Consider the following 26,834-nt stretch of genomic DNA (forward strand, 5'->3'; position numbering starts at 1 on the left):
GCGGAACCACTTCCGTCGGCTATCTGCCGGATACCCGGAACAGCGGATCCGGAAACCGTCCCGGCCGCATCAGATCCCGGCGACGCCGGCGAGTTGCCCGATGCCGTAGGTGACCGCCATGGCCAGGGCACCACCGACCACCACCCGCAGTACCGCGCGGCCGCGGGCGCTGCCGCCGAGCCGGGCACTGACCGAGCCGGTGACCGCGAGCGCGACGAGCACGGCGGCGAAGGTGACCGGGATGCGGGCCGGAACCGGCGGCAGCAGGATGGCCAGCAGCGGCAGCAACGCGCCGAGGGTGAACGACACCGCCGAGGAGAACGCCGCCTGCCACGGATTCGTCAATTCGTCCGGTTTCAGCCCGAGTTCGGCTTCGGCGTGTGCGGTGAACGCGTCGTGCGCGGTGAGCTCCTCGGCGACCTTGCGGGCCGTTGCCGCGGACAAGCCTTTGGATTGGTAGATGCCCGCCAGCTCGTTCAGCTCGTACTCCGGTTCCTCGCGCAGCTCCTTGCGCTCCTTGGCGAGCAGCGCCCGCTCGGAGTCGCGCTGGGTGCTGACCGACACGTATTCGCCGACCGCCATCGAGATCGCGCCCGCCGACAGCCCCGCGATGCCCGCGGTGAAGATGGCCCCGGTGCTAGTAGTCGCCGCGGCGACACCGACGACCAAACCGGCCGTGGACACGATGCCGTCGTTCGCGCCGAGCACCCCGGCGCGCAACCAGTTCAGCTTGGACGCCAGCCCTTCGGCGTGCGGCTCGTGCGGGTGCGCGCCCGCGGTGGGTTCGCTGGTCGTTTCGTCCATGAGGCGAAGACTAAGCGAAGTTCGTCCGCCTGACCGGTAGCCTCAGCAGCCCGGCGACAGCAACGCCCGCAGATATCCCGCCGACTGCCTGATGTACATCCAGGTCCAGAAGCGCGGTCCGGCGGCGCTCGGGCTGGCCACCATGGTCAGCTCGCCGTCGAAGCACTTCGACACGATGTAGCGTGCCCGCGACACGTGCGGTGTGTAGGTCACCACGATGATGTGCCGCCAGCCGAATCGCGCTGCCCGCCGCCCGATTTCCTGCGCCTCGCCCTCGGTCGTCCACGGATCGGGGACGAAACAGCTGACGGTGAAGTCGAATCGGCCCGCGCAGTACTTGTCCATCTCATGGTCGTCGAGCCCGGTGGAGCGCGAAATCACTAGTGTCGGAGCGTATCCCCGGCGGGCCAGATCGAGCCCGAGGTCGAAGCGTTCGTAGGCGGTGCCGCCGAGCACCACTATCGCGTCCGCCCGGCGCAGCGGGTCGGTTTGCGGATAGACGTACACCGGCAGACCCGCGAGCCCGATCAACACGACTAGGGCGAGCAGGGCTCCGAAGAAAATTCCAGCTCGTCGCAGGCCGGGCACCACGCCGACGATACCGAAGCCCCGGCGCGGGCCGAAGGCACGAAGCCCTTCCGCGGTCGGCCGCGCACGGACGGCTCCCGCGTCGTCCAGTGACGAGTTCGGCTGTGCTGTCGTAGAGCTCGTCACCGCACATTGACGACGACCGGTCGGCCACAGCCAGTGTTAACTTTCATTTGGCAATACAGCCGTGCTGAGAAAGGCGGGGATCAGTGATGCGGTGGTTCGGTGTGCTGCTCGCGGTGCTGGCGCTGCTGACCGGGTCCTGTGCGGGCGAACCGCCGCGGCGCACCGACCCGGCCTGGTCGCCGTGTGATGGCATCGCCGGTGACGGGCGGATATGGGAATGCGCGACCATCAGCGCACCTCGCGACCACCGCGATCCCGACGCGGGCACGATAGAACTCGCGCTGATCCGCACCCGCAGCGCAGATCCGGCCAAGCGGCTCGGATCGCTGGTCTACAACCCTGGTGGGCCCGGCGGTTCCGGCCTGGAAACCGTGGTAGGGGCGGCATCTCGGTTCGCGGCCCTGCTCGACCGCTACGACCTGGTGTCCTGGGATCCCCGCGGCGTCGGCCGCAGCTCACCGGTGCGCTGCTCGGATGGCGCACTGCCCGACCGTGTTCCGCGCACCGACGCCGAATGGGTGGCCGTCGACGCGAGCAGCAGGCGGTTCACCGATTCGTGTGCCGCGACATCTGCGGCGTTGCTGCCGCACATCGGGCTGTTCGATTCCGCGCGCGATATCGACCTCGTCCGCGCCGCGGTCGGCGACGACAAGCTCAACTACCTCGGCGTCTCCTACGGTGGGCAACTCGGCGCCGCCTACGCGACGCTGTTTCCGCAGCGAGTCGGCCGCATGCTGCTCGACGCGCCGGGCACGCCGTTGCGTACGTTCCGGCAGAGCCTGCTCGATCAGTCCGCTGGCAGTGAGATCGCGTTGCGGCAGTTTCTCGATTTCTGTGTGGCCCAGGGAAATTGCCCGCTCGGCGGCACAGAACAGCAGGCACTGGATCGGGTGGACGAGATTCTCGCCCGAACCGAAGTGTCACCGTTGCCGACCGCTCGCGGCACTCCGCTCACCCGGTCGGTCGCGACGGCGGGACTCGGCCTCGGGGTGGCGGCGCCGGAAGCCTGGCCGCACCTCATCACCGCGCTCGACCGCGCCTTCGCGGGCGACGGCACCGAACTCGTCGGCTACGCGGACCTGTTCGCGGGCCGCCGCCCCGACGGCTCGCAGTCGAACTTCGCTTCGATCAACACCGCCGCGAACTGTGCCGACTACCCAGATCACTACACGGTCGCCCAGATCCGCGGGTTCATGCCTGAGTTCGCCGGTGTCTCACCACGTTTCGGCGAACTCACCGGGCTGCGCCTTGCCGAGTGCACATACTGGCCGGTCCACGGCGTCGGCCGGGCGCCGATCAGTGGCGCGGGCGCCGCGCCGATCGTGTTGATCGGCAACACCGGTGATCCGGAGGCGCCGATCGATTGGGTATCGGAACTGGCGCGGGCGCTGGCCTCCGGTGTCCTGGTGACCTATCACGGCGTCGGTCACGGCGCGTACGGCGGCGGGAACGACTGCGTCGACCACCTGGTGAACGCCTACCTGCGCGACGGTGTCGTGCCGGAACGCGGAGCCGTCTGCCGGTAAGCCCGCTCGTCATTCGTTGAACGCGAAACCATCTGGGGGCGAGTCACTCCCACGCCATCAGCGCCGTTTTCCACCGCCGAAATACTGTGCGGTTCACCCCGATACCGATACGATCAGGCACACCAAGATTCGATCGGTACGGGGGGAGGTGTGGCGGACAGGAGATTCGAGCCCAGTGCGCCGACCCGTCTGCGCGTCCGTGCTGCGCTCCGCCTGGCGTCGGTCACGTTCGTCGGCGAGGGAGCGGGCACGCTATGCGCCTCGCGCACCCCTCGAGCGCGAGTCGACGCGGTCCCGGCCCGCCGCCCGGTCTCGGTTCCGGGCGGTCGCAGGTCCGCACGGCTCATCTCCTGTCCACCACTGGCAATGGTGTTCTTCTCGACAAGGCAGCGTGCCAGCTGCGGTTCAGTGCCCGATAAATAACGAATCAACGTTCGTTATCGCGCGCCGGTGAGTTAGTCTTCGGCGGGGCCGAACAGCTGGTCGATGGTCGGTGGCGGCAATCCCGAGCGCTTGAAGATCTCGGCGGATTCGCCGAATTCCCGCTCGGCACGTTCCGGACTGCCCCGCGCCGCCAGCGCCGCGGCGTGCAACGCCATGGCGCGCGCCCGATCGATCGGGTCGGCGGCCTTGGTCAGCAACTGCAGTGCCTCGGCGGCATGCGTCTCCGCCTCGGCCACATTGCCCGCCTGCAGCTGAATCTGCGCCAGCCTGGTACGCGCCCAACCCTCCCACAACCGGACACCGTTGCGCTGCGCTAGCCGCACCGCCTCGATGCCGAGCTCGATCGCGCGCCGGTGTTCGCCGCGCATCGACAGGGTGGCCGCCAGCTCGTGCGTCGCCCAGCCGAGTGCGACGGGATTCGAGGACTCGCGAGCGAGCGCGATGGCCCGCTGCCCCATTTCCACCGCCTCGGTGTATTGCCCGGCCGCGCAGAAGGTTCGGGTGACCAGTGCCAGGCACCACGCTTCCATGGAGCGGTCACCGAGGGTGCGGGTGAGTTGCGTCGCGTGCTCGAAATGCCGGCGCGAGGCGACCGCGTCGCCCATTCGCCGCGCCGCGACGCCGAGCAGCACCGACGCGAGCACCGACAGCCGCCGGTCGACATCGCTCGCCGGTGGCCCGGATACCGCGTGCAGATGCGGCAGACTCGCCTCGACCTCGCCGAGCCCGACCTGCAGCAGGGCGCCGAGCGCCGTCCTGATGCGGCGCTCCGCGGCCAGGTTGTCTTCCGCGATCGCGGTGTCCAGCAACGACTCCAGGGCGCGGGACAGCTCACGTGCGCTCGTGCCCGCGTCCATCAACTCGGCCATCACCCAGGCGAGATCGGCCGCCACGTCGAGGGCGCGACCGCCGATCCGCGCCGCCTGCTGATGCAACGCGATGACCACCGGGCGCTCGATGTCGTTCCACGCCTGCCCTTCCGAGCCGCCCGCGAACGCGCGGCCGGGGACGGTGGTCGGGACGAGCAGCCGCGTCGTATTGCTGTAGTCGATCGCGCTGAGCAGGTTCTTCGCGCCGGCCAGATAGAAGTCGAGTACCCGGACCAGCACGGCGGATTCGTCCTCGTCGGCGACGCTACGCGCGAAAAGCCGCAGTAGATCGTGGAATCGGTACCGGCCGGGTGTGGTGGTCTCCAGCAGGCTCAGGTCGACGAGGGATTCGCATACCCGCTCCGCGTCCGGCTCGGCGACGCCGAGGACCGCCGCGACACCGTCGAGCGGGAGATCGGGCACGTCCGCGAGCGCCAGCGTGCGAAATGCCCTGGCCTGCTCGTCGGTCAACTGCCCGTAGCCGAGCCGGAACGCCGCCTCCACTGCCAGCTCGCCCGTCTTAAGTACGTCCAGCCTGCTCTTCTCATCGGCCAGTCGTTCCGCGAACGAGGCGATCGTCCACCGCGGTCGCACCGCCAGCCGCGCACCGACGATGCGAACCGCCAGCGGCAGGTAACCGCACAGCGCGACCACTTCCTGTGCCGATTCCGCCTCGGCGGCAACGCGTTCCGCACCGAGAATGCGAACGAGCAGTGCCGTCGCCTCGGCCGCTTCGAGCACGTCGAGCCGGGTGCGGGTCACCGCGGGCAGTTCGGTCAGCGCGGACCGGCTGGTGATCAGCACCGCCGACCCGGCGAGCAGCGGTTCGACCTGCGCGTAGTCGCGGGCATTGTCGAGCACCATGAGTATTCGCTTGCCGGACAATCGGGTTCGCAGCTCGGCCGCACGTTCGTCGACCGTGGACGGAATGTCGCCCTCGGCGACACCGAGCGCGCGCAGAAAGCCACCGAGCGCGGCGCCAGGGGGAGTGGGCACCGGGTCGACGCCGTGCAGATTCGCGTACAACTGCCCATCCGGGAACCGATCCCGCACCCGATGCGCGACGTGCAGGGCGAGGGTTGTCTTGCCGACGCCGCCCATGCCGCCGACCGCGGAGATCGCCACCGCACTGCCCGCACCGGTCAGTTGTGCCGCCAACTCGTCGACCAGTCGCTCGCGGCCGGTGAAATCGGCGATGTCGGGCGGTAACTGGGCAGGCACCGGTTCGGCGCCGTGATCGGTTTGCGCGGACGGTTCGATCGTCGAGCCGCGTCCGCGGTCAGTACGGAGCTCGGCCATCGAGCGGGGCTCGGCGATCTCGGGCATCGCGCCGCGCAGGATCCGTTCGTGCACCACCGTCAGCTCCGGGCCCGGCTCGACGCCGACCCCGTCCACCAATGCGCGGCGGGCCTGCGCGTAGGCGTCGAGGGCGTCCGACTGGCGGCCGCAGTGATACAGCGCGGTCATCAACAGCGCCCGGAACCGTTCGCGCAGTGGATGTTCCTCGATCAGCGGGCCGAGCTCGGCGACCGCGTCGGAGCTGCGGCCGGTCTCGATGTCGAGGGCGAGCCGATCCTCCAGAATGGCCAGCCGCCACTGCTCCAGCCGTGATCGCTGCCGCTCCGCGAACGGGCCCGGCAGCCCGCTCAGCGCTGACCCTTGCCACTTGCCGAGCGCGGCAACCAGATTCGCCCGCGCGGCAGCGGGATCGCTGTCGCGAACCTGGCCTGCCGCGGCGACGAGTCGCTCCACCTGCGCCACGTCGGTCGCGCCGGGCGGTATCCGCAGCGCGTAACCGTCCCCGATCGACACCAGCACCGTCGACGGCCCACGCGTCGGCCGATCCGGTTCCAGCGTCCGGCGCAGCTGCGCGACATGGGTGCGCAGCGCGGCGATCGCGCGCGGCACCGGCCGCTCACCCCAGATGCCCTCGACCAATTCGGCCGCCGTCACCGCGTTCCCGGCACGTAAGAGCAGGGCCGCCAACACGGCCCGACGCTGCGGCGGCCCCAGCTGGAGCGGCGCCTCCCCGCGCCACCCCCTGACCTCCCCCAACACAACGAAGTGCAACAACCGACCTCCCGAACGCTGGGAGTGTACGTGGCGTCCCGCCGTGTTGCCTCGTGCACCGGGTGACCGAGACCAACCAGATATCTGCTGTGCTCTCGGGCGATGCCGCCACCATGTCCCCTTGATTATGAAAGCTGTGGACCTCGAGGTCACGCCTTGGCGGGCGCCCCGGCGCGGCGTATCGCGGTAGGTGTGGTGCCCCACCATCGTCGGGCGCAGCGGGTGAAGGTGGACTGCTCGGACAGGCCGATGAGGGATGCGACCTGGCTCATGGGCATGTCGGTGGTGGTGAGATAGCGGCGGGCTTCGTCGCGCCGGGCTTCGTCGAGAATCGTGGCGAACGAGGTGCCTTCCGCGGCGAGGCGGCGTTGCAGTGTACGTGGATGGACGGTCAGCAGCCTTGCGACGGCGCCGATTTCGGGCGGGATGGTGCCGAGCAGCTGTTGGACGGTGGCGCGCACCTCGGTCACCACCGAGGCGTCGGCGCCGCCCGCCTGCTCCGCCAGGAATGCCATCGCCAACCGGTGCAGGTTTTCGTCACCGCCGCTCAGCGGTCGGGTCGGCAGATTGCGCGGCACACGCAAGGCAGCGTACGGCCGGTTTATCCGTATCGGTGCGCCGAAGAATTCCTCGTAGCGGGCGATCGGGGCCGCGGGGTGGTACGGCAACTCGACCGAGAGCAGGCCATAGCTGTGGTCGACCAGACGCTGAATTGTGCGGTGCACGAACGCGAGTCCGAGATCCGTGCCTTGGATGGGCGTCGGGAATCCCGGGGGCAGGCCATAACGTAGCGCGATCACGCCGCGATCGCCGTACGGGTCCGGCTCCGGGGTCAGCGTGAGGGCGCGGGCGTGCAGGAACAGGTAGCGCGCCGTGCATTCCAGCACGTGTGTCAGCGACGGCGAGTTCCGGATGGCCAGTGCCAGCGGGCCGAGCATGTCGAGGTCTTGTCGGCGGGAAATCCGCAAGCCGAGGTCCGGGCAGTCCAGCTGTTGTGCGGCCAACTCCAGCACGGCCGCCAGTGCGTGGTCGGGGATCAAGAGATCGTCGGTGTCGAGCGCGGCGATCGGCAGCCCGCACGCGGTGGCGAACTGCTCGGCATTTGCGCCGAGCTCGGCCACCGTCGCGCGGAACCCGCGCAGTCCCGCGGAGCGGATCACCGACATGTCGTCCAGAATCAAATAGTTGTCGCACAAAGTCAAGAGCGTGGCTCCATTCGGTCCCAGACTGGAACTATGAACGAGACCGTCGTAGCCCCCGAACACCTCGACGTCGTGATCATTGGCGCCGGACTGTCCGGTATCGGTGCCGCCTACCGGTTGCAGACCGAGTGCCGCGGCAAGACCTACGCCATCGTCGAGGCCCGCGCCGCGATGGGTGGCACCTGGGATCTGTTCCGCTATCCCGGTATCCGCTCCGACTCCGACATGTTCACCCTCGGCTACCCGTTCAAGCCGTGGCGCGATGCCGAGTCGATCGCCGACGGGACGTCGATTCGCCGGTATATCAACGAAACCGCCGCCGAGTTCGGCATCGACCGGCACATCCGCTACTCGACCAAGGTGATCGCCGCCGACTGGTCGAGCGAAACCGCCCGCTGGACACTGACTCTCGAAGAGCGCGACGCGGCGGGCAACGTCTCGCGGCGCGAGCTGACCTGTGGCTTCCTGTACGCGTGTGCGGGTTACTACGACTACGACCGCGGCTACACGCCCGAATTCCCCGGCCTTTCCTCGTTTTCCGGGCAGGTGGTGCACCCCCAGTTCTGGCCGGAGGATCTCGACTACACCGGTAAGCGGGTCATCGTGATCGGCAGCGGCGCCACCGCGGTCACCCTCGTGCCCGCGATGGCTAAGCAGGCCGAACGGGTGACCATGTTGCAGCGCAGCCCGACCTGGATCAGCGCGATTCCCGGTCGGGACAAGTACGCCGACAAGATCCGCGAGCTGCTGCCGCCGAACCTGGCGCACCGGCTGATTCGCACCAAGAACATCCTGTTCGCCATCGGCTTCTACCAGTACTGCCGTCGCCGCCCGGACTCCGCGCGCAAGCTGCTCACCGGCCTGACCACCCGAATTCTCAAGGACGAGAAGGCCGTAGCCGAACACTTCACCCCCACCTACAATCCGTGGGACCAGCGCCTGTGCGCCGTCCCCAACGCGGACTTCTTCAAGGCCATGAAGAAGGACAAAGCCGAGGTCGTCACCGACCACATCGATACCTTTGTGCCGGAAGGTATTCGGCTGAAGTCGGGCCGAATCCTGCGGGCCGACATCGTCGTCACCGCCACCGGTCTGCAAATGCTGCCCCTCGGCGGCATCGCACCGCGCGTCGATGGCCAACCGGTCGTCCTATCCGATCAGTTCGTCTGGCAGGGCGCCATGATCACCGGCCTGCCCAACTTCGCCGTCTGCGTCGGCTACACCAACGCCTCCTGGACGCTGCGCGCCGACCTCAGCTCCCGCCTGGTCTGCAAGATCCTCAACCACATGGACCGACGCGGTTACGCCGCCGTTGTCCCGAAGCCGGACGGCAACCTCACCGAGCAACCACTCCTCGACCTCGCCTCCGGCTACATCCAGCGCTCGATCGCCGAGTTCCCCCGCCAGGGCGACCGCCACCCCTGGAAGGTCCGCCAGAACTACCTCCTCGACTCCGCCACCACCCTCCGCACCAACCTCACCAAAACCCTCACCGCCACCCCAAAATCCGCCCTACCCCAACCGACCCTCACCACCGCCCACTGACGCCGTGAATATTCGGTGTCCGTCGTAGCGGAGGTAGGGCACGATTCCAGGGGTCGGCCGATTGGCTTGTCGCCGTTGGGTGGTGACCTACTGGATGGGGTGGTCGGGAATGGATTGGGTGCAGCGCTTCTTCGATACCGCGCCGCAGTGGTGGGGGCCGCAGGCGGTGCGGGAGTCGGATCGGCGGCGCGCGGAGTCCATCGCGCGACTGGCGGGGACCGGGGTCGAACGGGTGCTGGAGTTGGGGGCGGGGAGCGGAACGACTGCGGTGGTGACGGCCGATCTCGGCTATTCCGTGGTGGCGGTGGAGCTGAGCTCGGTGCGGGCGCGGCAGGCGAGCGAACGCGCGGGGGAGGTGGCGGGGCGGGATCTGCGGATCGTCGAGGGTGACTTCTACGCGGTCGAGCTCGGTGAGCAGTTCGATTGCGTGGTGTATTGGAACGGGTTCGGTGTCGGCACCGACGCGGAACAGCGCGCCTTGTTGCGCCGGGTCAGCGCAGAATGGTTGCGGCCGGGCGGGGCGATGATCGTCGATGTGTTCAGCCCATGGAAATGGGCCCGCGTCGCGGGTGAACTCGACCACGAGAAGTATGTCGTCGAACTCGCGAACTCCAACGACTACGACCCGGTGACGAGCCGGTTCAACGACCGGTGGTGGCCGGTCGGCAAGGAGTCCGAAGCCCTCGATCAGTTCGGGCGCTGCTACACCCCCGCCGATCTGCTGCTGCTGGTCGAAGGCACCGGACTTGCCGTCGAGCGGATGGAACTCGACGGCACGGAACTTCGTCCAGACCAACGGTATTCGGCGACACACCCGCTCTGGGACGCCTGGGAGTATCAAGCGGTGCTGCGTCGAACCGCCTGATCGCGACCAGGGCGGTCAGCCGACTCCCACCGAGGTGAGCAGCATGCGGAGGGCGTTGCGCATCTGCACCTTCCAGGCTGCCCAGTCGTGTCCGTGGCTCGGCTCGTAGCGTTCGTCGACTCGGGCACCTAGTTGTTGGAGGCGGTCGACGAAGCGGTAGTTCTGTTCGTAGACGAGGGATTCGACGGTGCCTGCCTTGCCGTAGGAGACGAACAGCGGAATGCCGGTGAGGTTGGCGGCCTGGCTGTACGGGTTGTTGGCGACCCAGATGTCGCGGTTGGTTTTGTAATCGCCCCAGACTCGTTTCCAGTCGGCGGCGCAGCCCTGCCCCGGCTTGTCGGGATCGCCGGGTGCGCCCGAGTCGTGCAGCGGGTCGACATTGCCGCTGAAGGAGGCGGCCGAGTTGAACCAACCCTGGTGCGCGGCAGCGAATTTCATGGCGCCGAGACCGCCCATGGAATTACCCGCGATGGCGCGGGTCGTGTTGGCGCGATAAGTGGTTTCCAAGATGGTGCGGACATCGTCGAGCAGGTACTTCTCCCAAGCGGGCGGACCGCCACGACCGTCGTTGTACCAGTCGGAATACGCACTGCACCAGCTGGTTTCGGGGAGCACGAAGATGGCGTCCTTGCCCGCGGTCATCGCTTCCAGATCACCTTTGTCGGTCCAGGATTTGTGATCGTCGAAGCCGCCGTGCAGCACCCAGACGGTGGGCCAGGTGCGCGAGGTTTCCTTGGTCCAGCCCGGTGGGAGCAGCAGACGGACCACCTTGACGGACCAGTCGGGCCCTTCGAGATTGGGCGAAGAGACGCCGATGTCGAGGATGCGATCGCTGACACGGGTCTCCCAGCGGACCGTGCCCGCCGCGGCATGCGCCGGGCCAGCACCCGCGAAAGGCGTTAAGAGACTGGCGATTACGGTAGCGACGGCCAAGATGAGCCTGCTGATTCGGGGCAACGGACGATCCTTTCCTCCGGGATCGGCGTCGAACTGCGCGATCCCGCAGCGCTGAATCTAGAGCACCGAGGCACTCTACGAATAGTGTTGTTCGCAAATTGGCGAAAACTCATGACGCGAAGCACGTGACCGAATCACCCGCTGAACCAGTGCTTCTCGTCCGCCCTCGGGCCGCAACGGCCGACCGTTGCCAGTGGGTGCCTACCCCTTCCGACACAGTGGTCCGTGCTGCCCTTCGTGGGCGTGAATGACGTGCGCCGCCAGGTGTTCCGAACGGTGACGGACTCGACTCGCGAGGTGCGGGCCGCCTGGTTGCGGGAGGCTCGCGAACTGGCCGCACTGCTCGCGGCAGACTGTCGGGCCGACCGGTCCACGGCCGAATCTGGCACAGGAGCCAACCGGAACGTGTCCTGATTGTTATCTCGAACAACAAATTGGTCGCTCGAACAGGTTGTGCAGTGGGTCACAGTCGAATATGTTGCAGCGAACAACATTCGTTCTACCTCGACCGCCCGGGCGACACCGGGGCGGTGGTTCCACGAAAGGCCCCCTCATGCGTAAGGGCATTCTCGGCGTTGCGGCCGTCTCGGTCGCCGTGCTCGCTTCATTGACTGCTTGTGGTGACGATTCAAAGGATTCGGGGGGTGGTGGGGCCAAGATCGGGGTGATCCTGCCGGACAGCAAGACATCGGCACGGTGGGAGACGGCGGACCGCAAGTATCTACAGCAGGCGTTCGACTCGGCGGGGGTCAAGGCCGACATCCAGAACGCACAGGGTGACAAGAACGCCTTCCAGACGATCGCGGATCAGATGATGACCAACGGTGCGTCGGTCCTGCTGATGACGAACCTGGACAGCGGCACCGGCAAGGCGGTCATCCAGAAAGCAAAGGCACAGGGCGTCACGGTGATCGACTACGACCGGCTCACGCTCGGCGGCGGCGCCCAGTTCTACGTGTCGTTCGACAATGTGAAGGTCGGCAGCCTGCTCGGCGAGGGTGTGGCGAAGTGCCTGACGGACAAGAACGCGGCCAATCCCGTTGTCGCCTACCTGAACGGCGGGCCGACGGACAACAACGCCACCCTGCTCAAGACCGGCTACGACGCGGTGCTGAAGCCGAAGTTCGACGCGGGCCAGTACGTGAAGGGCCCGGATCAGGCGGTGCCGGAGTGGGATAACACCCAGGCGGGCACCATCTTCGAGCAGATGCTCACCAGCCAGCCGAACATCGGCGGCGTGGTCGCCGCCAACGACGGCCTGGCCAATGCGGCGATCGCGGTGCTGAAGAAGCAGAAGCTCAACGGTCAGGTTCCGGTGAGCGGCCAGGACGCCACCGTGCAGGGCCTGCAGAACGTCCTCAAGGGCGACCAGTGCATGACCGTCTACAAGGCGATCAAGAAGGAAGCCGAGGCCGCGGCGGAACTGGCCATCGCGCTGGCCAAGGGACAACAGGGTCATGCGAACGGCAAAGTGCGTGACCCCGAGGCCAACGCCGACGTGCCGTCGGTGCTGTTGGAGCCCAAGCCGATCTACGCGGCGAACGTGAAAGACGTTGTCGCAGACGGTTATGTCACCAAGGCCGAGCTGTGCACCGGCGAGATCGCGAAACTCTGCACCGACAACGGCATCTGATCGTCTCGAGCCCCTTCCGCCGTTTCGATGAGGGCACAGCGGAAGGGGCTCCTTCTCAGGAGCAGCACTATGAGTGAAGCATCGCGCAGCGATTCGATGAGGGGTGGTGGCCGGGTGACGGGTGGGCCCGATACGCCGGTAGTCGAACTACGTGGCTTGGAAAAGAGTTTCGGGCCGGTTCACGTCTTGCACGACGTCGCCTTCGCCGCCTACGCGGGTGAGGTGACCGCACTGGTCGGCGACAACGGGGCCGGAAAGTCCACGCTCGTCAAATGCATCGGCGGCACGCACCCGATCGACGCGGGCGAATTCCTGTTCGAGGGCAATCCCGTTCAGGTGCACAGTCCGCGCGACGCGGCCGCGCTCGGCATCGAGATCGTCTACCAGGACCTCGCGCTCTGCGACAACCTCGACATCGTCCAGAACATGTTCCTCGGCCGGGAGAAGAAGACCGGGATCGTGCTGGACGAGTACGCGATGGAGGAGCTGGCCGGAAAGACGTTGGCGAGCCTGTCCGTTCGGACGGTCAAGAGCGTCCGCCAGCAGGTATCGAGCCTGTCCGGCGGGCAGCGCCAGACGGTGGCGATCGCGAAGGCCGTGCTGTGGAACAGCAAGGTGGTGATCCTCGACGAACCGACCGCCGCCCTCGGCGTGCAGCAGACCCAGCAGGTGCTCGAGCTGGTGCGCCGCCTAGCCGACCGAGGTCTCGCGGTGGTGCTGATCTCGCACAACATGAACGACGTCTTCGCGGTCTCGGATCGGATCGCCGCGCTGTACCTGGGCCGGATGGCGGCGCAGGTGCGGACCTCCGATGTGACCCACGGACAGGTCGTCGAACTGATCACGGCAGGCCGCAGCGGCGCACTGGGCCTGGACCCGAACGGAGCCAATAGATGAGCGCCATTTTGACGGAAAAGCCCGAAACCCCACCAGTTTCCGATTTGGTGAACACCTACGTCGGACGCGTACGCAGCGGCGATATGGGCGCGCTGCCTTCGGTGCTCGCCCTGGTCATCCTGTCCTGCGTCTTCTGGGCCGCGCGCCCGGTCTTCATGTCCGAGGCAAACTTCGCGAATCTGTTCACCCAGGGCGCGGCGATCGCGGTGATCGCGATGGGCCTGATCTTCGTGCTGCTGCTCGGCGAGATCGATCTGTCGGCGGGATTCACCAGTGGCGTCTGCGCGGCGGTGCTCGCGGTGCTGCTCACCGATCGTGGCTGGCCCTGGTATGTGGCGGTGCTGGTTTCGCTGCTCACCGGAGTGCTGATCGGGCTGACGATCGGCACCATCGTGGTGAAGATCGGCATCCCGTCGTTCGTGGTGACGCTCGCGGCATTCCTTGCGCTGCAAGGAGTCGCGCTGAAGATCATGGACAACGGCCGCAACATTTCCATCCGCGACGACACCATCCTCGCCATCGCGAACAAAAACGTACCGCCCTTGCTCGGCTGGGTGATGTACACGGTTCTCGTCGCCGGATTCGCGTTCCTGCAATATCGAAAATTGCGGGCCCGCACCAAACTCGGGCTCACCGGCGAGACCGCACCGGTGATCGTGGCGCGGATCGTGGCAGTGGCGGTGGTACTCGGCATCGCGGTGCTCGTGCTCAACGGCGAACGCAGCCGCAACCCGGAGTTGCACTCGCTCAAGGGCATGCCGATCGTGGTGCCACTCATCGCGATCCTGTTGCTGCTGTGGACCTTCGTGCTCAACCGGACGTCGTTCGGCAGGCACATCTACGCCGTCGGCGGCAACGCCGAGGCGGCCAGGCGCGCGGGCATCACGGTGGATCGGGTGAAAATCACCGCCTTCGTGCTGTGTTCGACAATGGCCGCGGTCGGCGGCCTGATCGCGGCCTCGCGTGCCAACTCCGTCGACCCGAACACCGGCGGCAGCAGCGTCCTGCTGCTCGCGGTCGGCGCCGCGGTCATCGGCGGCACCAGTCTGTTCGGCGGCCGCGGCCGCATGCTGGATGCGGTCCTCGGCGCGGCCGTGGTCGCGGTGATCGACAACGGAATGGGCCTGATGGGCTACAGCGCGGGCACGAAATTCGTTGTGACAGGATTTGTGCTGCTCTTGGCGGCCGGAGTGGACGCCCTGTCGCGTAAGCGCACGTTACTCCGTAGATAACCCATCCCTCGGCGAAGGACGGTGAATGAGGGCAGCTTCTTCTCCCGAGGAGATTCGGAAGAGCAACCTGGCCGTGCTGCTCCGGCACGTCCACCGCGACGGTCCGGTGTCGCGCGCCACGCTCGCCGAGCGAATGGGGCTGAACCGCAGCACCATTCTGGCCTTGACCGCCGACCTCGCCGCAGCCGGGCTGATCCGTGAGGAACTGCCCGGCCAGACCGGTAGGGCGGGCCGCCCGTCGCTGGTGGTGCGGCCGGAATCGGACCGCATCTACGTCGTCGCACTCGACGTGGGCGCGGACCGGCTCGCCGCGGCCCGGGTCGGCTTGGGCGGCTCGGTCCTCGACCAGATCGAAACCGACCGTCCGCGAGGCACTTTCGACCCCGACGACGTGATCAGCACACTGGCGGCCATGGCGCGCGGCATGATCGACAAGGCGGCCCGCGACGGCGTGTGTGTCGGCGTCGGCGTGGCGTTCTGCGGGATGGTCCGGGAGGAAGACGGGGTCGTGCGCTACGGCCCGAACATCGGCTGGGTCGATGTCCCGTTCGGCGCGAGCCTGACTCGGGAACTCGACCTCGACCTTCGGGTCGCGGTCGGCAACAACGCCAATCTCGGCGCGCTCGCCGAACGCGAGCGCGGCGTCGGTGCGGGCCTGTCCGACCTGATCTACCTGCACGGCGACGTAGGGATCGGCGGCGGCATCATCATGGGCGGACAACTGCTCGGCGGCGAGGGCGGCTACGCGGGCGAGGTCGGCCACATGATCGTCAACCGGGACGGGCGAGCCTGCGCCTGCGGATCGCGCGGCTGCCTCGAAGCCGAGGCGGGCGAGCTCGGCTTGATCGCCGCCGCCGGGCGCACCGATCCGGCGGGCCGAGCCGCCGTCGAGGCGATCGTGGAGGCCGCGGCCCGCGGCGACTCGACCGCCAGGGACGCCCTGCACCAGGTGGGGGATTGGCTGGGCTACGGCGTCGCCAACCTGGTCAATATCTTCAACCCGTCGATGGTCGTCTTCGGCGGAGTGCTGCGCGAGATCTACCTCGCCTCGGCGGCCCAGGTGCGCAGCAGGGTGGCGGTGGACGGCCTGCTCGCGGTCCGCGAACGGGTGAAGCTGCGTACTTCGGCGCTGGGCGGCGACGCGACCCTGATCGGCGCCGCGGAGCTGGCCTTCACCGACGTGCTGACCGATCCGGTACAGACCCTGGCCAGGATCTCCGCCGGGCGCCGGTGAAATCGGGCGCGGGTAGAGCACGGTCATCGGCGAGCTTCCCGCTGGTCACCAAACCCGACTACTATCCGCAGAACACCGTTCGGGTGATCGAGCACACGACGCCCGCGTGGATCGGCCGGTCTGAGGTCGGCGAGTTTCGATCGTGAGCAATAAGGGGTTTCGATGGATAGGCCGGCGTGGGCGCCCGAGGGCGTGGATATGCAGCAGGCGAGCCCGGCACGAATGTACGACGCGCTGCTGGGCGGTTCGCACAATTTCGAGATCGACCGCAAGGCCGCCGAGATGGGCAAGACGCTGGTGCCGGACCTGCCGCGTTTGGCGCTGAGCAACCGGGCCTTCCTGCGTCGCGCGGTGCGCTTCCTGGCCGATTCCGGGATTCGGCAATTCCTCGACATCGGGTCGGGGATCCCGACAGCCGGAAATGTGCACGAAGTCGTGCAAGGTATCGACCCCGATATTCGAGTGCTCTACGCGGACATCGATCCGGTGGCCGTCGCACATTCGCGGGCGATTCTGCGGGGCAACAGCCGGGCCGGCGCCATCGAAGCCGACCTGCGCAAGCCCGCCGAGCTGCTCGGCAAGGCCGCCGAGACCGGGTTGATCGACTTCGATCAGCCGGTGGGTCTGCTGCTGGTCGCGGTGCTGCACCTGCTCTCGGACAGCGACGAGCCCGTCGCGAAGGTGGCCGACCTGCGCGCCGCCGTTCAGCCGGGCAGCTACGTCGCCATCTCCCACCTGACCTCGGAAATGCGGCCCGACGACGCGGGCAAGCTCGGCGCCAACGCGAGCACCGAGAATCGAATTGGTATCCATTTCCGTAATCGCGACGGGATCGTCGCTATGTTCGATGGATGGGACCTGATCGAGCCCGGCGTGGTCGAGCTGCCGGTCTGGCGCCCGGAGTCCGAGCGGGATCTGCACGAGGCGCCGGGCCGTTCGCTCGGTCTGGCCGGCGTCGGCCGAAAGGCCTGAAGCGCGAACACGAGCCGGCAGGGAGTCCCTGAGTGGGGTCGCATGAGCTAGCGATTCAGTGGGCCGAGGCGCTCGACGGCGCGGTGGCCCCCACTCTCACGCGGACCCAGATCGAAGCCATGCTGACCGACCTCGGCGACGCGCTCGAGGCCGTGGTCCTCGGTACCGCCGACCTCACGGTCGCCCGCGATGCCGCCTCGGTGCTGGTCGCGGCGAACTATCGCGACGCGGTGGCGGTCAGCCGTTCGGTGGTGGTGATCTGCCACGATCTGGTGGACGACCTCTGCCCGACCCGGACCGAGCCGGAATTCGAGCGGATCCGCGACCGCGCGGTGGTCGTCGCCGCCGAATTCGCGGCCGGCTTCACCGCGGCATTGCGGACGGCGGCGCTGGCCGAACAGGAAGCCACGCTGGTGGCCACCTTGGCGGCCGCGCAGGAGGCCGAGGCCAAACGGCAGCTGTCGGAGGCCAGGTTCGCGGCGGTCTTCGCGGGCGCCTCGGTCGGCATCGGCACCATCGATGTCACCGGTAAGGTGCTCGACGCGAACGTCGCCATGGCCGAAATGCTCGGCCTGCCAGTGGAAGTCATGCCCGGCCGGTCGGTGGCCGAACTGCTCGGCCCGGCGAACATCGGGTACGCCTTCGACGAACTGCAGCGAATGCTCAGCGGAGCGATCGACCGTTTCCGGCTGGAGACCGACCATCTGCGCCCGGATGGCGCCATCACCACCATCGACCTCTCGATGTCAGCGGTGCGCGACAGCGCCGGGCAGGTGCGGTTCCTGATCGGGGTGGCCGTCGACATCACCGAACGCAAGCAGCTGGCCGACCGGCTCTGGCACGACGCGAACCATGACAGCCTCACCGGTCTGCCCAACCGCACCTTGTTCTTCGATCGGCTGGCGAACGCGAGCCCGCCGATCGGCGTGTGCTACCTCGATCTCGACGGGTTCAAGGAGATCAACGACGTCTGGGGCCATACGGTAGGCGACCGGGTGTTGCGCGTTGTCGGCGAGCGATTACGCGCGGCCGTCGAGCCGGTCGACGGACTGGTCGCCCGGCTCGGCGGCGACGAATTCATCGTCCTGATCGAAAAGTGCCCGGGCGCGGACACTTTGACCGAAGTCTCCGCCTGGCTGTCGCGGGCGCTGACCCAGCCGATGGAGGTGCAGAACCATCTGGTGTCCGTCGCCGCCAGCATCGGTACCGTCTTCCTCCACGACGTCCCCCCCGCCCCAGACCAACTCATGCACGCGGCCGATACCGCCATGTACCGCAACAAGGCCGCGCAAGGCGCGCGTGAGTCACGGTTCCGACAGCGGCATTAGCGGATTCGCCGTGCCTGCCAAGCTGTTGGGTACGAAGAACGGCGGGGTGCTGTGGCCGGAAATTCGGTAGCGGCCCCAGAAATCGATGTCGCCGATGACGGCGCGGGCGGTGCCGAAGGAGGTTCGGATCTCGACGTCCGCGTGCTCGCCGACCGCGGCCGCGAGTGCTGGATTCGGTCGAATGCGCCCATACCAGCGATAGATTCCGTCGATGCCTTGGAAGTGTCCGCGCAGCGTGAGCTGGACCAGGATGCCGGTGCCTGCGACGGTGACGATTGCCAGGCCCTGGTAGTCGTGGTCTTCGGCGGGATCCGCCATGGTCGTCCCTACTGGTCGAAGGCGATGTCGACGTGCTCGGTGAGCGGGATGGATTGGCAGGCGAGGGTCAGGCCGATGGCCAGGTCGGCGTCGACCAGAGTGTCGTTGCGGAGCATGCGGATCTCGCCCGCGCGGACGGTACAGGCACACGCACTGCACGCCCCCTCACGGCAGGAGTAGGGAGCGTCGTAGCCGTTGGCAAGCAGCACATCGAGCAGTGGGGTCTGCCGGGGCCAGGACAGTTCCAGCCGTCGGCCGTCGAGTTCTACCGTTGCGGTGGCCGGGGTTTGGGCATCGTCGCGGGCGACCACGATCTCGGCGAAGGGGTCGCCGGTCAGCGATCGATAGATCTCGGTGTGTATATGCCTTTCGGCCATCCCCGCCGTGACCATGGCGGAACGCGCGATGTTCATGAATAGCGTTGGCCCGCAGAGAAATGCATCGAAACCCGTATATGGCCACAGCCGCTCGGTCAGTGCTTCGGCGGTGGGCAGACCCATGGCCGACTCCAGCCAATGGTCGACGACGAGTCGATCCGGATACTCGGCCATCATGTCCGCGAGTTCGGCGCCGAAAATGACCGAGGACGCGTCGCGATTCGCATAGAGCAGGTAACTGGTGCCGGTACCGGCGATCAAGGCCGACTTGATGATCGACATGACCGGCGTGATGCCGCTGCCCGCGGCGATCATCAACAGATCGGCGTCCAGCGACTTCGGCGTGAAGACACCGGAGGGGGACAGTGTGGTCAACCGCGTGCCGGGAAAAGCGTTGTCGCACAGCCAGTTCGACGCGTAGCCGCCTGCGGTGCGTTTCACGGTGATGATCAGGTCGTCATCGAGATGCGGTGAGCTGGACAGGGAGTAACAGCGCGCGACCGAGCCGGTCCGATCACTCGGCACGCGCAGGGTCAGGAATTGCCCTGGGCGATAGCGGAATCGGGGGACCAGCGGTTCGGGCACCTCGAAGACCAGCGAGACCGCGTCGGCGGTCTCCCGGATCACCTCGGCGACTTCCAGTTCGTGCACATGGGTGTTCGCGGTCGTCGCAGGCAGCGGTGCGCTGGTATCCGGCTCGGCCATGGTCACACCGGCCGCGACAACTCGGCCGCCACGTCGTCCGGCAGAGCACGGGCCAGCCGCAGAATGCGGGTGCTGACGGCGCCACGGACCATGCCCACCTCGTAGGCGTAGCGCAACAGCATTTCCCCCGCGAACTTCGCGTTCTCCCGATAGTTCGGGTTCAGCAGCGCGACCGCGAGGCCGTGCAACGGATGGATGCCGACCGAACGGTAGACCCGCGGCGTCACGACGGCGGGCTGGATACCGAACACCATGATGGCGAAGGCGAGTCGATGGGCGGCATTGACCATCTTGCCGCGCCTGCCGATCTGCCGCACCAGTTCCTCCCGGGCATAGGTGATGTGCCTGGCCTCCTCCAGCACGTGAATCTTGTTGAGCTGCCGCATATGTGGCTGGATTCGCGGATCGTCCATGTTCTCCCGCTGCAACCGATCCAGCGTCTCCTCGACCAGCAGCAGACCGGCCATGGTCGCCGGACCCATCGGAACGAGCCCGATCAGCCGCACCGCTTTGAACAGCTGCTTGGGCACGAACGGCTGATACGCGGGCAGACCCGATTTGTTGATCAGCCTGCTGAACATCGTGGAATGCCTTGTCTCCTCGCCGACCTCGGCCAGCGCGTAGCGACTGTGCTCGTCGCCCGGGTTCTGGTATTCGATCACCTGCCGCAGCAGGAAGGTGGACAGCGCGGCCTCGGCGAGCAAGCCGAAGCTCAGCGCGCTGACCGCCTCGTGCATGCCGAGGGTCCGGCGCTGCTCCTCGGTCAGCCGGTCCCACAGGTATGTTCCGTACAGCGTCTGCCGATGATCGAGCATCCACCGCTTGTCCGGCTCGAGGGGCGCATCCCAATTGATGTCCACCTCACCGTCATAGGCCCGATCGGCCGCCGAACGCAGCAGGCGCTGCGCGGTCTTCTGCCGGTCACCGACATTCTTGGCGCGGGTGGTCGACATCCCTGCCGTGCTGACCGCGTGCCGGATGGGTTCGGTCATCGGTGCCTCCTCGGTGCGGAACCGGGCCAGACACGACCCAGCCGGAGAATGGTGGTGGTCAGCGGGTCGCCGAAGAGTCCGCCCTGAACACCTTGGCGGACAAAGGATTCGGTGAACGTGCGGGCCGCTTCCTGGTAGTGGCGGCCGAGGTATGCGGCAGCCAGTGCCTGGCCGGCACGAACACCGGCCGCTCGATAGGGACGTGGCGCGATGACCGCCGGATACAGCGCCGCGGTGGCCGCCGCGGTCAAGAGCGCGGCGAGCGTGTTGGAAACTCTGCCGTGCTCCTCGATTTCGGCGATCAGCTCGTCCTGGGCGTAGGCCAGGTTGCGTCGGGCGGCTACCCGATGAATCTTCATCAGCTGGCGCAAGTGCGGCTGGGTATCGGGGTCGTCGGCGATCGTGCTCGCCAAGTCGTACATGGCCTGCTGAATCAGCAGCGTCACCGCCGACGTCGCGGTGTTCCTCGGCGTCAACAACACCAGCCGGGACACCACCTGAGCGAGTACCGGCCGCCGGTAGGGGGCAAGCCCGCTCTTGTGCACCATCCTGCCGAACATGGCCATGGTGCGGCTGTCGGCGTGAATGGCCGCCAGCGCGGCGCGGGTCTGATCGTCGGCCGGACCCGAGGCCTCGATGATGTCGCGGAACAGCAGCATGGACCGAGCCGCATTTGCATAGATGGCCAGGGTGAGCAGGTTGGCCAGCTCGTATTTGGCGAGGGTGGCCCGCTGTTCGCTACCCATCCGGTGCCAGAGCCAGGTGCCGTGGATGGTGCTGAGCTGGTCGGGCAGCCAGCGTTTTCCGGGATCGAGCGGCGCCGCCCAGTCGATGTCGAGGTCGCCGTCGTAGGTCTCCGCCGCGGCATCGAGCAATAGCCGCCGGGCACTGAGCCCGCGATCGGCGATGGCACGGCGGCGCCGCACCGCGGCTCCGGAAATGCTAGTGGGCGACGGGAATTCGATCGGTTCGGGGCTCGGCGTTCCCATCGTGAGCGGCTCTCTTCCTGGTCGCGCGCGTGCGTCGCCTGCGTCGACCCGCAACGGCGCACGATCGCGAGATGTTTATCCGGTACCGCTGGTACCGACACACCTTGAGTCTGGAACTCGGGGTCGGTATTGTCAAGATTGTCTGAGACACAGAGGTCGAAGAAGGTGGACGCGATGGCACGGCGCAGCACAGCAAAGGGCAGCCCGCATGCCGGCGCCGACTACTACGGAACGGCAATCCTCATCGTTCGCGGTGTGGAAGTGCCGGTGCGCGTGGAGATGCGGGGATATCCGGAACCGACGGACGGCGTCTACCGGTGGGTCGGCCGGATCGACGCCGACGACGCGCTCACCGACGTGCTCGGCGACGAACAACGGACGCCCTGCGTGGTGCGGACCGGCGACACCGCCTGCCCCGCCGTGGTCGGCGACCGCGACCTGTGGAACCGGTACCGCGTCATGGGCAAGAGCACGCCGCCGTATCCGCTGCTCTGACCCCTATCGGTGGCGTTTGTCGGTGCCTGCTGGCACGGTGACCGGATGACTGAAAATGTATGGCCGGTAGTCGAACTCAGGCAGTACACGCTGCGCCCCGGCACCAGGGACGTGCTGATCGAACTGTTCGATCGGGAGCTCGTCGAGACACAGGAAGCCGTCGGCATGCGCATCGTCGCGCAGTTCCGGGACGAGGACGACCCGGACAGATTCGTCTGGGTTCGCGCCTTCCGCGACATCGAATCGCGCGGCGCCGCGCTGACCGCCTTCTACGTCGATGGGGAGACATGGCGGACGCACGCCCCAGCGGCGCGGGCGACGATGGTCGACACCACCAATGCCCTTCTGCTACAGCCCGCATCGGCGACATCGGGGTTCGCGCTAGCGGGCGAGCGTCCCGGCGCGCACGCCGCCGAGCTACCGGAATCTCGGGTGCTGGCAACGATCTACTACCTCGATACACCTGCCGACGAGTTCGCGGAATTCTTCGACAGCCGGGTTCGGCCGCTGCTGGCGGCGACCGGTGCGCCGCCGATCGCCTGCTACCTGACCGATCCCGCGCCGAATACCTTTGCCGCGCTTCCGGTCCGATCGGAGACGGTTTTCGTGTGGTTCGCGCTGTTCGACACTGCCGATCAGCGCGCCGAGCACCTCGACCGGCTGGCTGCCGCACCGACCTGGACCGCAGAGGTCCAGCCGGAACTGGCGAAACGGTTGTCCGGCCCGATCGAGCGATTGCGACTTGCACCGACCGCACGATCTCTGCTGCGCTGAGCGCACAGCCCTGTCGACACGCCCAGCGAGATTGTGCAATAGCGAAGGAACTGCCCGACCCGCCACGACACGGGTTTCGGTTCTGTTAGAACCGAAATGACTGAGACAGTGGCTGGTCGAGAGTGGTTGTTCCGATGAAAATCTCGTCGATTTCGATGATCGGTGTCGTAGTTCTCGCTGCGGTGAGCGGGGTGCCTGCCCACGCGGCCGCCGACACGGGCTCGGCCGGGTCGCCGCCGGAAGTTTTCGCCGTGACGACGACCGCCGACGGTGCGGCAGCGAATCCGTTCGAGGGCCGATGCCGCACCACGACCGGCGAGTGCACGCTGCGCGCGGCGGTGCAGGCCGCGAATGTCCGGCCCGGCAGCACCATTCGGGTGCCCGAAGGACGGTACGTACTGACCATCCCACCGAACTTCTGGAATACCAACGGGCCCTTCATCGATCCGGCCACCGGCGACCTCGACGTCACCGCCGACACCACCATCGAAGGCGCGGGCCAGGACCGCACCGTCATCGATGCCGGACACCGCGACCGGGTGGTGCTGACCACGGCCCATGTCTCGATCTCCGGCCTGACCATCACCGGCGGCCGCGCGACCGAACACGAGATCCCGCTGTTCGAGACCGGCGGCGGTGGCATCGCCAACTCGGGCAAGCTGGTCCTCGACCACGTGACGGTCACCGGCAACGCCGCCGACTACGGCGGCGGCATCTTCAACATTCCGGTCGCGGACATGAAGGTGACCGACAGCATCATCACCGCCAACGCGGCGGGCGAAGCCGGGGGCGTGCGCTGCGACAACACCTGCACCTTCACCCGCACGGCCATCACCGACAACCACGTCGTCAATCCGCGCACCAAGTGGTACCGGATCGGCGGATTCGCGGGCCGCGGCGGCGGGCTCGATATCCGCGGGGTCGGCGAGGTGGTCCTCATCGACACCGTCGTCATGCGCAACAGCGCCGATGAGGGCGGCGGTGGCATCAATATCGCGCCCGCCTATCTCGACACACTGCCGTATCAGTTCACCGATGTCTTCAATCCCGGTATGGGACACCTGATCCTGCGCGGTTCGACCATCGCGCAGAACACCGCGGGCCTGGGTGAACAGAACTGCAAGAAGGTGTTCGCCGTCATCCTCTCCACCGGCGGCAATCTCAGCAACGACCACTCCTGCGATCTGACCGCGGCGGGCGACGAGGTCCGCCCCGACGCGGGCATCCGCTGAAACACCCACAACCAGAAGGAAATCCGCGATGGGTTCGTTCAATGTCGGCGACTGGATGACGACGCTCGGTCAGGCCTTCGCCTGGGTGATGTCGATGCTGGTGTCCGGCGCTACCGCCGGTTCGTCCTGATCAACTGGCACGGCGCCCGGCCGGATAGGTCCGGAAACCGCGGACAAGCGTGGCGGTAGCCCGGCCGGTCGCGGGGCGGATCGACCTATCCGGCAACAGCAGTCCCGGGTCGTGATCGAGCAACCGCCGCTCCAGCTCACGCAGGGCGGGTCCCGGTTCGACACCGACCTCCTCGATCAGTAACGCGCGCACCTTCCGTAGCTCCGCGAGCGCATCGGCCTGCCTGCCGCTGCGGAACAGGCCGACAACCAAGAGCTCCCAGCGCCGTTCGCGATACGGAGCTTGAATGACGGCCTCGCGCAACGCCGCGACAGCTCCCGCCGTATCCCCATCCGCCAACCTGGCAGCCTGCAATTCCTCGATCGCGAGCTCCCGCAGTTCCGTCAGTTTCGCCCGCGCCCCGCGCAGTTCCGGCGAATCCCCGAGCTCGACCCACGGTTGACCACGCCACAAGGCGAGACCCGCCCGCAGTGTGTCCACTGCCGCGGCGGCATGGCCGTCGAGCAGCGCATGCTGGCCCGCGCCAACGAGTTCGGCGAACCGCCCGTGGTCGGTGTGCTCGGGTGAGAGCGTGAACCGATAGCCGCAGCGGTCGAGTTCGAGCATGCGACCCGCGTGCGGCCCGAGGGCGGCACGCAAGCGATGGACGACAACTCGCACATTGGCCCCCGGCTGCCCCAGCGGCGCAGGCCCCCAAAGATGCTCGGCCAGAACGTCATTCGACACCGGTGCGCCCGCGGCAAAAGACAGCGCCGCCAGCAGCTGACGAGGCCGCGGACCACGCAGCTCGACCGGAACACCGTCGACCTCGACCTCGATCGGCCCGAGGACCCGACACATGAGCGCCACCTCGCGGTGCATCCCGAGGCCATCGCTCATCGCGCCGCCGCTGTCGAATGCTGTGTGCTCCGTGGTGTCCAAGATTCCTCCGCGCGGGGTTCATCCGGGGTCAGGAGACCAGATTAGGGGTGGCTACCTGCGGAAACATCGTCCTGCATGCTGATGTTTTTCGACTTTCCCTCGGTTATTATTTGAGTGGACGAAGGGGGCTTCCGACAGCGACGAGAAAGGCCGCGCGCCCCGCCTGATAGCGGAGCGCGCGGCGCTGCTTCGTCGGAGCGGTTATGAAATGGCGGCGCGCAGCTTGGCGGAGATGCCGTCGATGCGCCGTTGCTGTTGCGCGATATTCGACTCCAGGTGATGGATCTCGATGCTCAACCGGCCGCCGAAGGTGCTGACAATGCAGGCGCCACCGCCGGGCGCCTCGGCGCGGCGCATGGTGATCCGGTCCGGCTTCGCGGTCAAAGTGGAGCGGAAATCGGTGAGACGCAACCCTTCCGGGGCCCGGAGGTCCGGCACGCGGCCCCAGTTCGTGACGATGACCATACCGGGGACGAGTCGGAACTCGCTCGCCGCCATATCGGGAATGTGCAGCGGAGTCTGCTGCACGATTCCCGCGGCCAAGCTCGTCCGCAACGACTCACAGATACCGCGGGCGAGGTCGAGCAGTCCGGTGGTCTCCTGCGGGATGTAGTTGGCGAAGCCGAGGACGTTGGTGCCATCGGTCAGGCCGACCGTCGGCGTGATCCGGCTGCGGAGGTCGACCGGGTAGGTGAACAGGATGTCGGTCAGCGGGAGTTGGAGCACCTCCGCTTCGCTGAGCAGGACCGCCGCCGACACCAGACCATTGATCGTCACCCCTTCCCGATGCCCGAGTTCGACCAGCGCCGTGGTCTCCGCCACCGACAAGTGGCACCGAGCGGTGCGCAGCGAGGCGAATTCGAGATCGTCATGACCAGATTCGGGCACCGTTGAGTCGGACATAATCGATTCGGGCACAGCCGATTCGTCAGCGGCGGCACCCGGGGGCTCGGCCACATTCGGATCGACCATCTTCTCGATCCCCCGCTCCGCGAGCAGGTCTTCCACCGACCGCGGATACGGCCGGACCGCCCGCTCCAGCGGTCGGCCCGCGACGGCGTCGGTGTAGCAGGACCACAGCTCGGCAAGCACGGCCAGCGAGTGATAGGCGTCCGCCACGCTGTGATGCGTCATCAACGTGACGCTCGCCGTGTCCCCGTCGCGGACCACGCACACCGCGCTGAGCGCGACACTCTGATCGAATTTCGGATCGACCAGCAGACGTTCCGGGTCACCGTCGACCACCGAGATCTCGGGTGTCACACCCGCCGACGAGACCAGGACATAGCCGCCGTCCTCGGTCGGCTCGAGCCGCGCGCCCAGCACCGGGTACGCACACACCACGGCCTCGTACGCCGCGGACAAGGCCGCCAGGTCCAAGCGGCCCGAAACCAGCACCCCGTACCCCACATAGACTTCCGTGCCCGCGAATATCTGTTCGCTCGGTGCCAACGGGCGGATGACAGTAGACGTGGTCATAGAGCTCCCCTTCACCTGTGCCGAGTTACGCGCCAACGGACGATCCAAGCCGCGGCGCGCGCGCCGGAGCAAACGGTTTTCCGGCCGCCGACCACCATCCACGAGCCGGGTTTCACCGGCGTCTCACTGC

The 26,834-nt window shown here is 67.3% G+C and carries 23 protein-coding genes; 12 read left to right on the plus strand and 11 right to left on the minus strand.

Going from position 1 to position 26,834, the window contains the following annotated elements; translation table 11 throughout:
* Positions 1 to 69: 69 nt before the first annotated feature.
* On the minus strand, positions 70 to 804 hold the full coding sequence (locus KV110_RS07365; protein ID WP_218474553.1) for a VIT1/CCC1 transporter family protein: 735 nt from the start codon (positions 802 to 804) through the stop codon (positions 70 to 72).
* A 42-nt stretch (positions 805 to 846) separates the two neighbouring features.
* Complete coding sequence (locus KV110_RS07370) at positions 847 to 1,392, minus strand: YdcF family protein (RefSeq protein ID WP_218478248.1); 546 nt, start codon at positions 1,390 to 1,392, stop codon at positions 847 to 849.
* 212 nt (positions 1,393 to 1,604) lie between these two features.
* Between KV110_RS07370 and KV110_RS07375 the strand changes: the two genes are divergently transcribed.
* Complete coding sequence (locus KV110_RS07375; RefSeq protein ID WP_218474555.1) at positions 1,605 to 3,044, plus strand: alpha/beta hydrolase; 1,440 nt, start codon at positions 1,605 to 1,607, stop codon at positions 3,042 to 3,044.
* 455 nt (positions 3,045 to 3,499) lie between these two features.
* Here KV110_RS07375 and KV110_RS07380 read toward each other — a convergent pair whose 3' ends face one another.
* A complete protein-coding gene (locus KV110_RS07380) occupies positions 3,500 to 6,634 on the minus strand; it encodes an AfsR/SARP family transcriptional regulator (RefSeq protein WP_281427748.1) in 3,135 nt (1,044 codons plus the stop codon).
* Positions 6,577 to 7,629 carry an AraC family transcriptional regulator gene (locus KV110_RS07385; RefSeq protein ID WP_246634387.1) on the minus strand — a complete coding sequence of 351 codons (1,053 nt, stop codon included), beginning with the start codon at positions 7,627 to 7,629 and terminating at the stop codon, positions 6,577 to 6,579. The genes KV110_RS07380 and KV110_RS07385 overlap by 58 nt, the downstream gene beginning before the upstream one ends.
* Positions 7,630 to 7,662: 33 nt before the next feature.
* Between KV110_RS07385 and KV110_RS07390 the strand changes: the two genes are divergently transcribed.
* Both KV110_RS07390 and KV110_RS07395 read left to right on the plus strand, forming a co-directional pair.
* Complete coding sequence (locus KV110_RS07390) at positions 7,663 to 9,174, plus strand: flavin-containing monooxygenase (protein ID WP_218474558.1); 1,512 nt, start codon at positions 7,663 to 7,665, stop codon at positions 9,172 to 9,174.
* Positions 9,175 to 9,283: 109 nt separating this feature from the next.
* Positions 9,284 to 10,039 carry a class I SAM-dependent methyltransferase gene (locus tag KV110_RS07395; RefSeq protein WP_218474559.1) on the plus strand — a complete coding sequence of 252 codons (756 nt, stop codon included), beginning with the start codon at positions 9,284 to 9,286 and terminating at the stop codon, positions 10,037 to 10,039.
* Positions 10,040 to 10,054: 15 nt separating this feature from the next.
* Here KV110_RS07395 and KV110_RS07400 read toward each other — a convergent pair whose 3' ends face one another.
* A complete protein-coding gene (locus KV110_RS07400; protein ID WP_246634388.1) occupies positions 10,055 to 10,996 on the minus strand; it encodes an alpha/beta hydrolase in 942 nt (313 codons plus the stop codon).
* Positions 10,997 to 11,549: 553 nt separating this feature from the next.
* On the opposite strand from KV110_RS07400, the gene KV110_RS07405 reads away from it, so the two are divergent.
* The 6 genes from KV110_RS07405 (at position 11,550) to KV110_RS07430 (ending at position 18,292) form a co-directional block, all read left to right on the plus strand.
* On the plus strand, positions 11,550 to 12,629 hold the full coding sequence (locus KV110_RS07405; RefSeq protein ID WP_218474561.1) for a sugar ABC transporter substrate-binding protein: 1,080 nt from the start codon (positions 11,550 to 11,552) through the stop codon (positions 12,627 to 12,629).
* Positions 12,630 to 12,725: 96 nt separating this feature from the next.
* Positions 12,726 to 13,526, plus strand: a complete 801-nt coding sequence (locus KV110_RS07410; RefSeq protein ID WP_218478251.1) for an ATP-binding cassette domain-containing protein — start codon at positions 12,726 to 12,728, stop codon at positions 13,524 to 13,526.
* The gene (locus tag KV110_RS07415) at positions 13,523 to 14,758 is read left to right on the plus strand and encodes a sugar ABC transporter permease (RefSeq protein ID WP_218474563.1); all 1,236 of its coding nucleotides are present in this window, start codon (positions 13,523 to 13,525) and stop codon (positions 14,756 to 14,758) included. Before KV110_RS07410 ends, KV110_RS07415 begins: the two co-directional genes overlap by 4 nt.
* A gap of 25 nt (positions 14,759 to 14,783) precedes the next feature.
* On the plus strand, positions 14,784 to 15,992 hold the full coding sequence (locus tag KV110_RS07420) for an ROK family protein (RefSeq protein ID WP_218474565.1): 1,209 nt from the start codon (positions 14,784 to 14,786) through the stop codon (positions 15,990 to 15,992).
* Positions 15,993 to 16,154: 162 nt separating this feature from the next.
* Positions 16,155 to 16,964, plus strand: a complete 810-nt coding sequence (locus KV110_RS07425; protein WP_218474567.1) for an SAM-dependent methyltransferase — start codon at positions 16,155 to 16,157, stop codon at positions 16,962 to 16,964.
* A 32-nt stretch (positions 16,965 to 16,996) separates the two neighbouring features.
* On the plus strand, positions 16,997 to 18,292 hold the full coding sequence (locus tag KV110_RS07430) for a sensor domain-containing diguanylate cyclase (protein ID WP_218474569.1): 1,296 nt from the start codon (positions 16,997 to 16,999) through the stop codon (positions 18,290 to 18,292).
* Here the strand turns inward: KV110_RS07430 and KV110_RS07435 are convergent.
* Genes KV110_RS07435 through KV110_RS07450 form a run of 4 tightly spaced genes read right to left on the minus strand, consistent with a single transcriptional unit; the run spans position 18,269 to position 21,673 of the window.
* Complete coding sequence (locus KV110_RS07435) at positions 18,269 to 18,610, minus strand: DUF4873 domain-containing protein (RefSeq protein ID WP_218474572.1); 342 nt, start codon at positions 18,608 to 18,610, stop codon at positions 18,269 to 18,271. The genes KV110_RS07430 and KV110_RS07435 overlap by 24 nt on opposite strands.
* 8 nt (positions 18,611 to 18,618) lie before the next feature.
* Positions 18,619 to 19,692, minus strand: coding sequence for a ferredoxin--NADP reductase (locus KV110_RS07440; RefSeq protein WP_218474573.1), 1,074 nt, complete (start codon positions 19,690 to 19,692; stop codon positions 18,619 to 18,621).
* A 2-nt stretch (positions 19,693 to 19,694) separates the two neighbouring features.
* Positions 19,695 to 20,684 (minus strand): AurF N-oxygenase family protein, encoded by a 990-nt coding sequence (locus tag KV110_RS07445; protein WP_218474575.1) that lies wholly within the window; start codon positions 20,682 to 20,684, stop codon positions 19,695 to 19,697.
* Entirely contained in the window at positions 20,681 to 21,673 is a 993-nt protein-coding gene (locus KV110_RS07450; protein WP_218474577.1) for a diiron oxygenase, read from the minus strand. Before KV110_RS07450 ends, KV110_RS07445 begins: the two co-directional genes overlap by 4 nt.
* Positions 21,674 to 21,847: 174 nt before the next feature.
* On the opposite strand from KV110_RS07450, the gene KV110_RS07455 reads away from it, so the two are divergent.
* From KV110_RS07455 to KV110_RS07465, 3 genes are all read left to right on the plus strand, one after another.
* On the plus strand, positions 21,848 to 22,168 hold the full coding sequence (locus KV110_RS07455; RefSeq protein ID WP_218474579.1) for a DUF4873 domain-containing protein: 321 nt from the start codon (positions 21,848 to 21,850) through the stop codon (positions 22,166 to 22,168).
* Between the two features lie 45 nt (positions 22,169 to 22,213).
* The gene (locus KV110_RS07460) at positions 22,214 to 22,942 is read left to right on the plus strand and encodes an NIPSNAP family protein (protein ID WP_218474581.1); all 729 of its coding nucleotides are present in this window, start codon (positions 22,214 to 22,216) and stop codon (positions 22,940 to 22,942) included.
* Positions 22,943 to 23,076: 134 nt separating this feature from the next.
* Positions 23,077 to 24,174, plus strand: coding sequence for a CSLREA domain-containing protein (locus KV110_RS07465; protein ID WP_218474583.1), 1,098 nt, complete (start codon positions 23,077 to 23,079; stop codon positions 24,172 to 24,174).
* Between the two features lie 130 nt (positions 24,175 to 24,304).
* Here the strand turns inward: KV110_RS07465 and KV110_RS07470 are convergent, their stop codons facing one another.
* A complete protein-coding gene (locus tag KV110_RS07470) occupies positions 24,305 to 25,225 on the minus strand; it encodes an AfsR/SARP family transcriptional regulator (RefSeq protein ID WP_218474585.1) in 921 nt (306 codons plus the stop codon).
* A 201-nt stretch (positions 25,226 to 25,426) separates the two neighbouring features.
* Entirely contained in the window at positions 25,427 to 26,704 is a 1,278-nt protein-coding gene (locus KV110_RS07475; RefSeq protein WP_218474587.1) for a phthiocerol/phthiodiolone dimycocerosyl transferase family protein, read from the minus strand.
* Between the last annotated feature and the right edge of the window lie 130 nt (positions 26,705 to 26,834).

It is taken from the genome of Nocardia iowensis (genome assembly GCF_019222765.1).
GTDB classification, from domain to species: Bacteria; Actinomycetota; Actinomycetes; order Mycobacteriales; family Mycobacteriaceae; genus Nocardia; species Nocardia iowensis.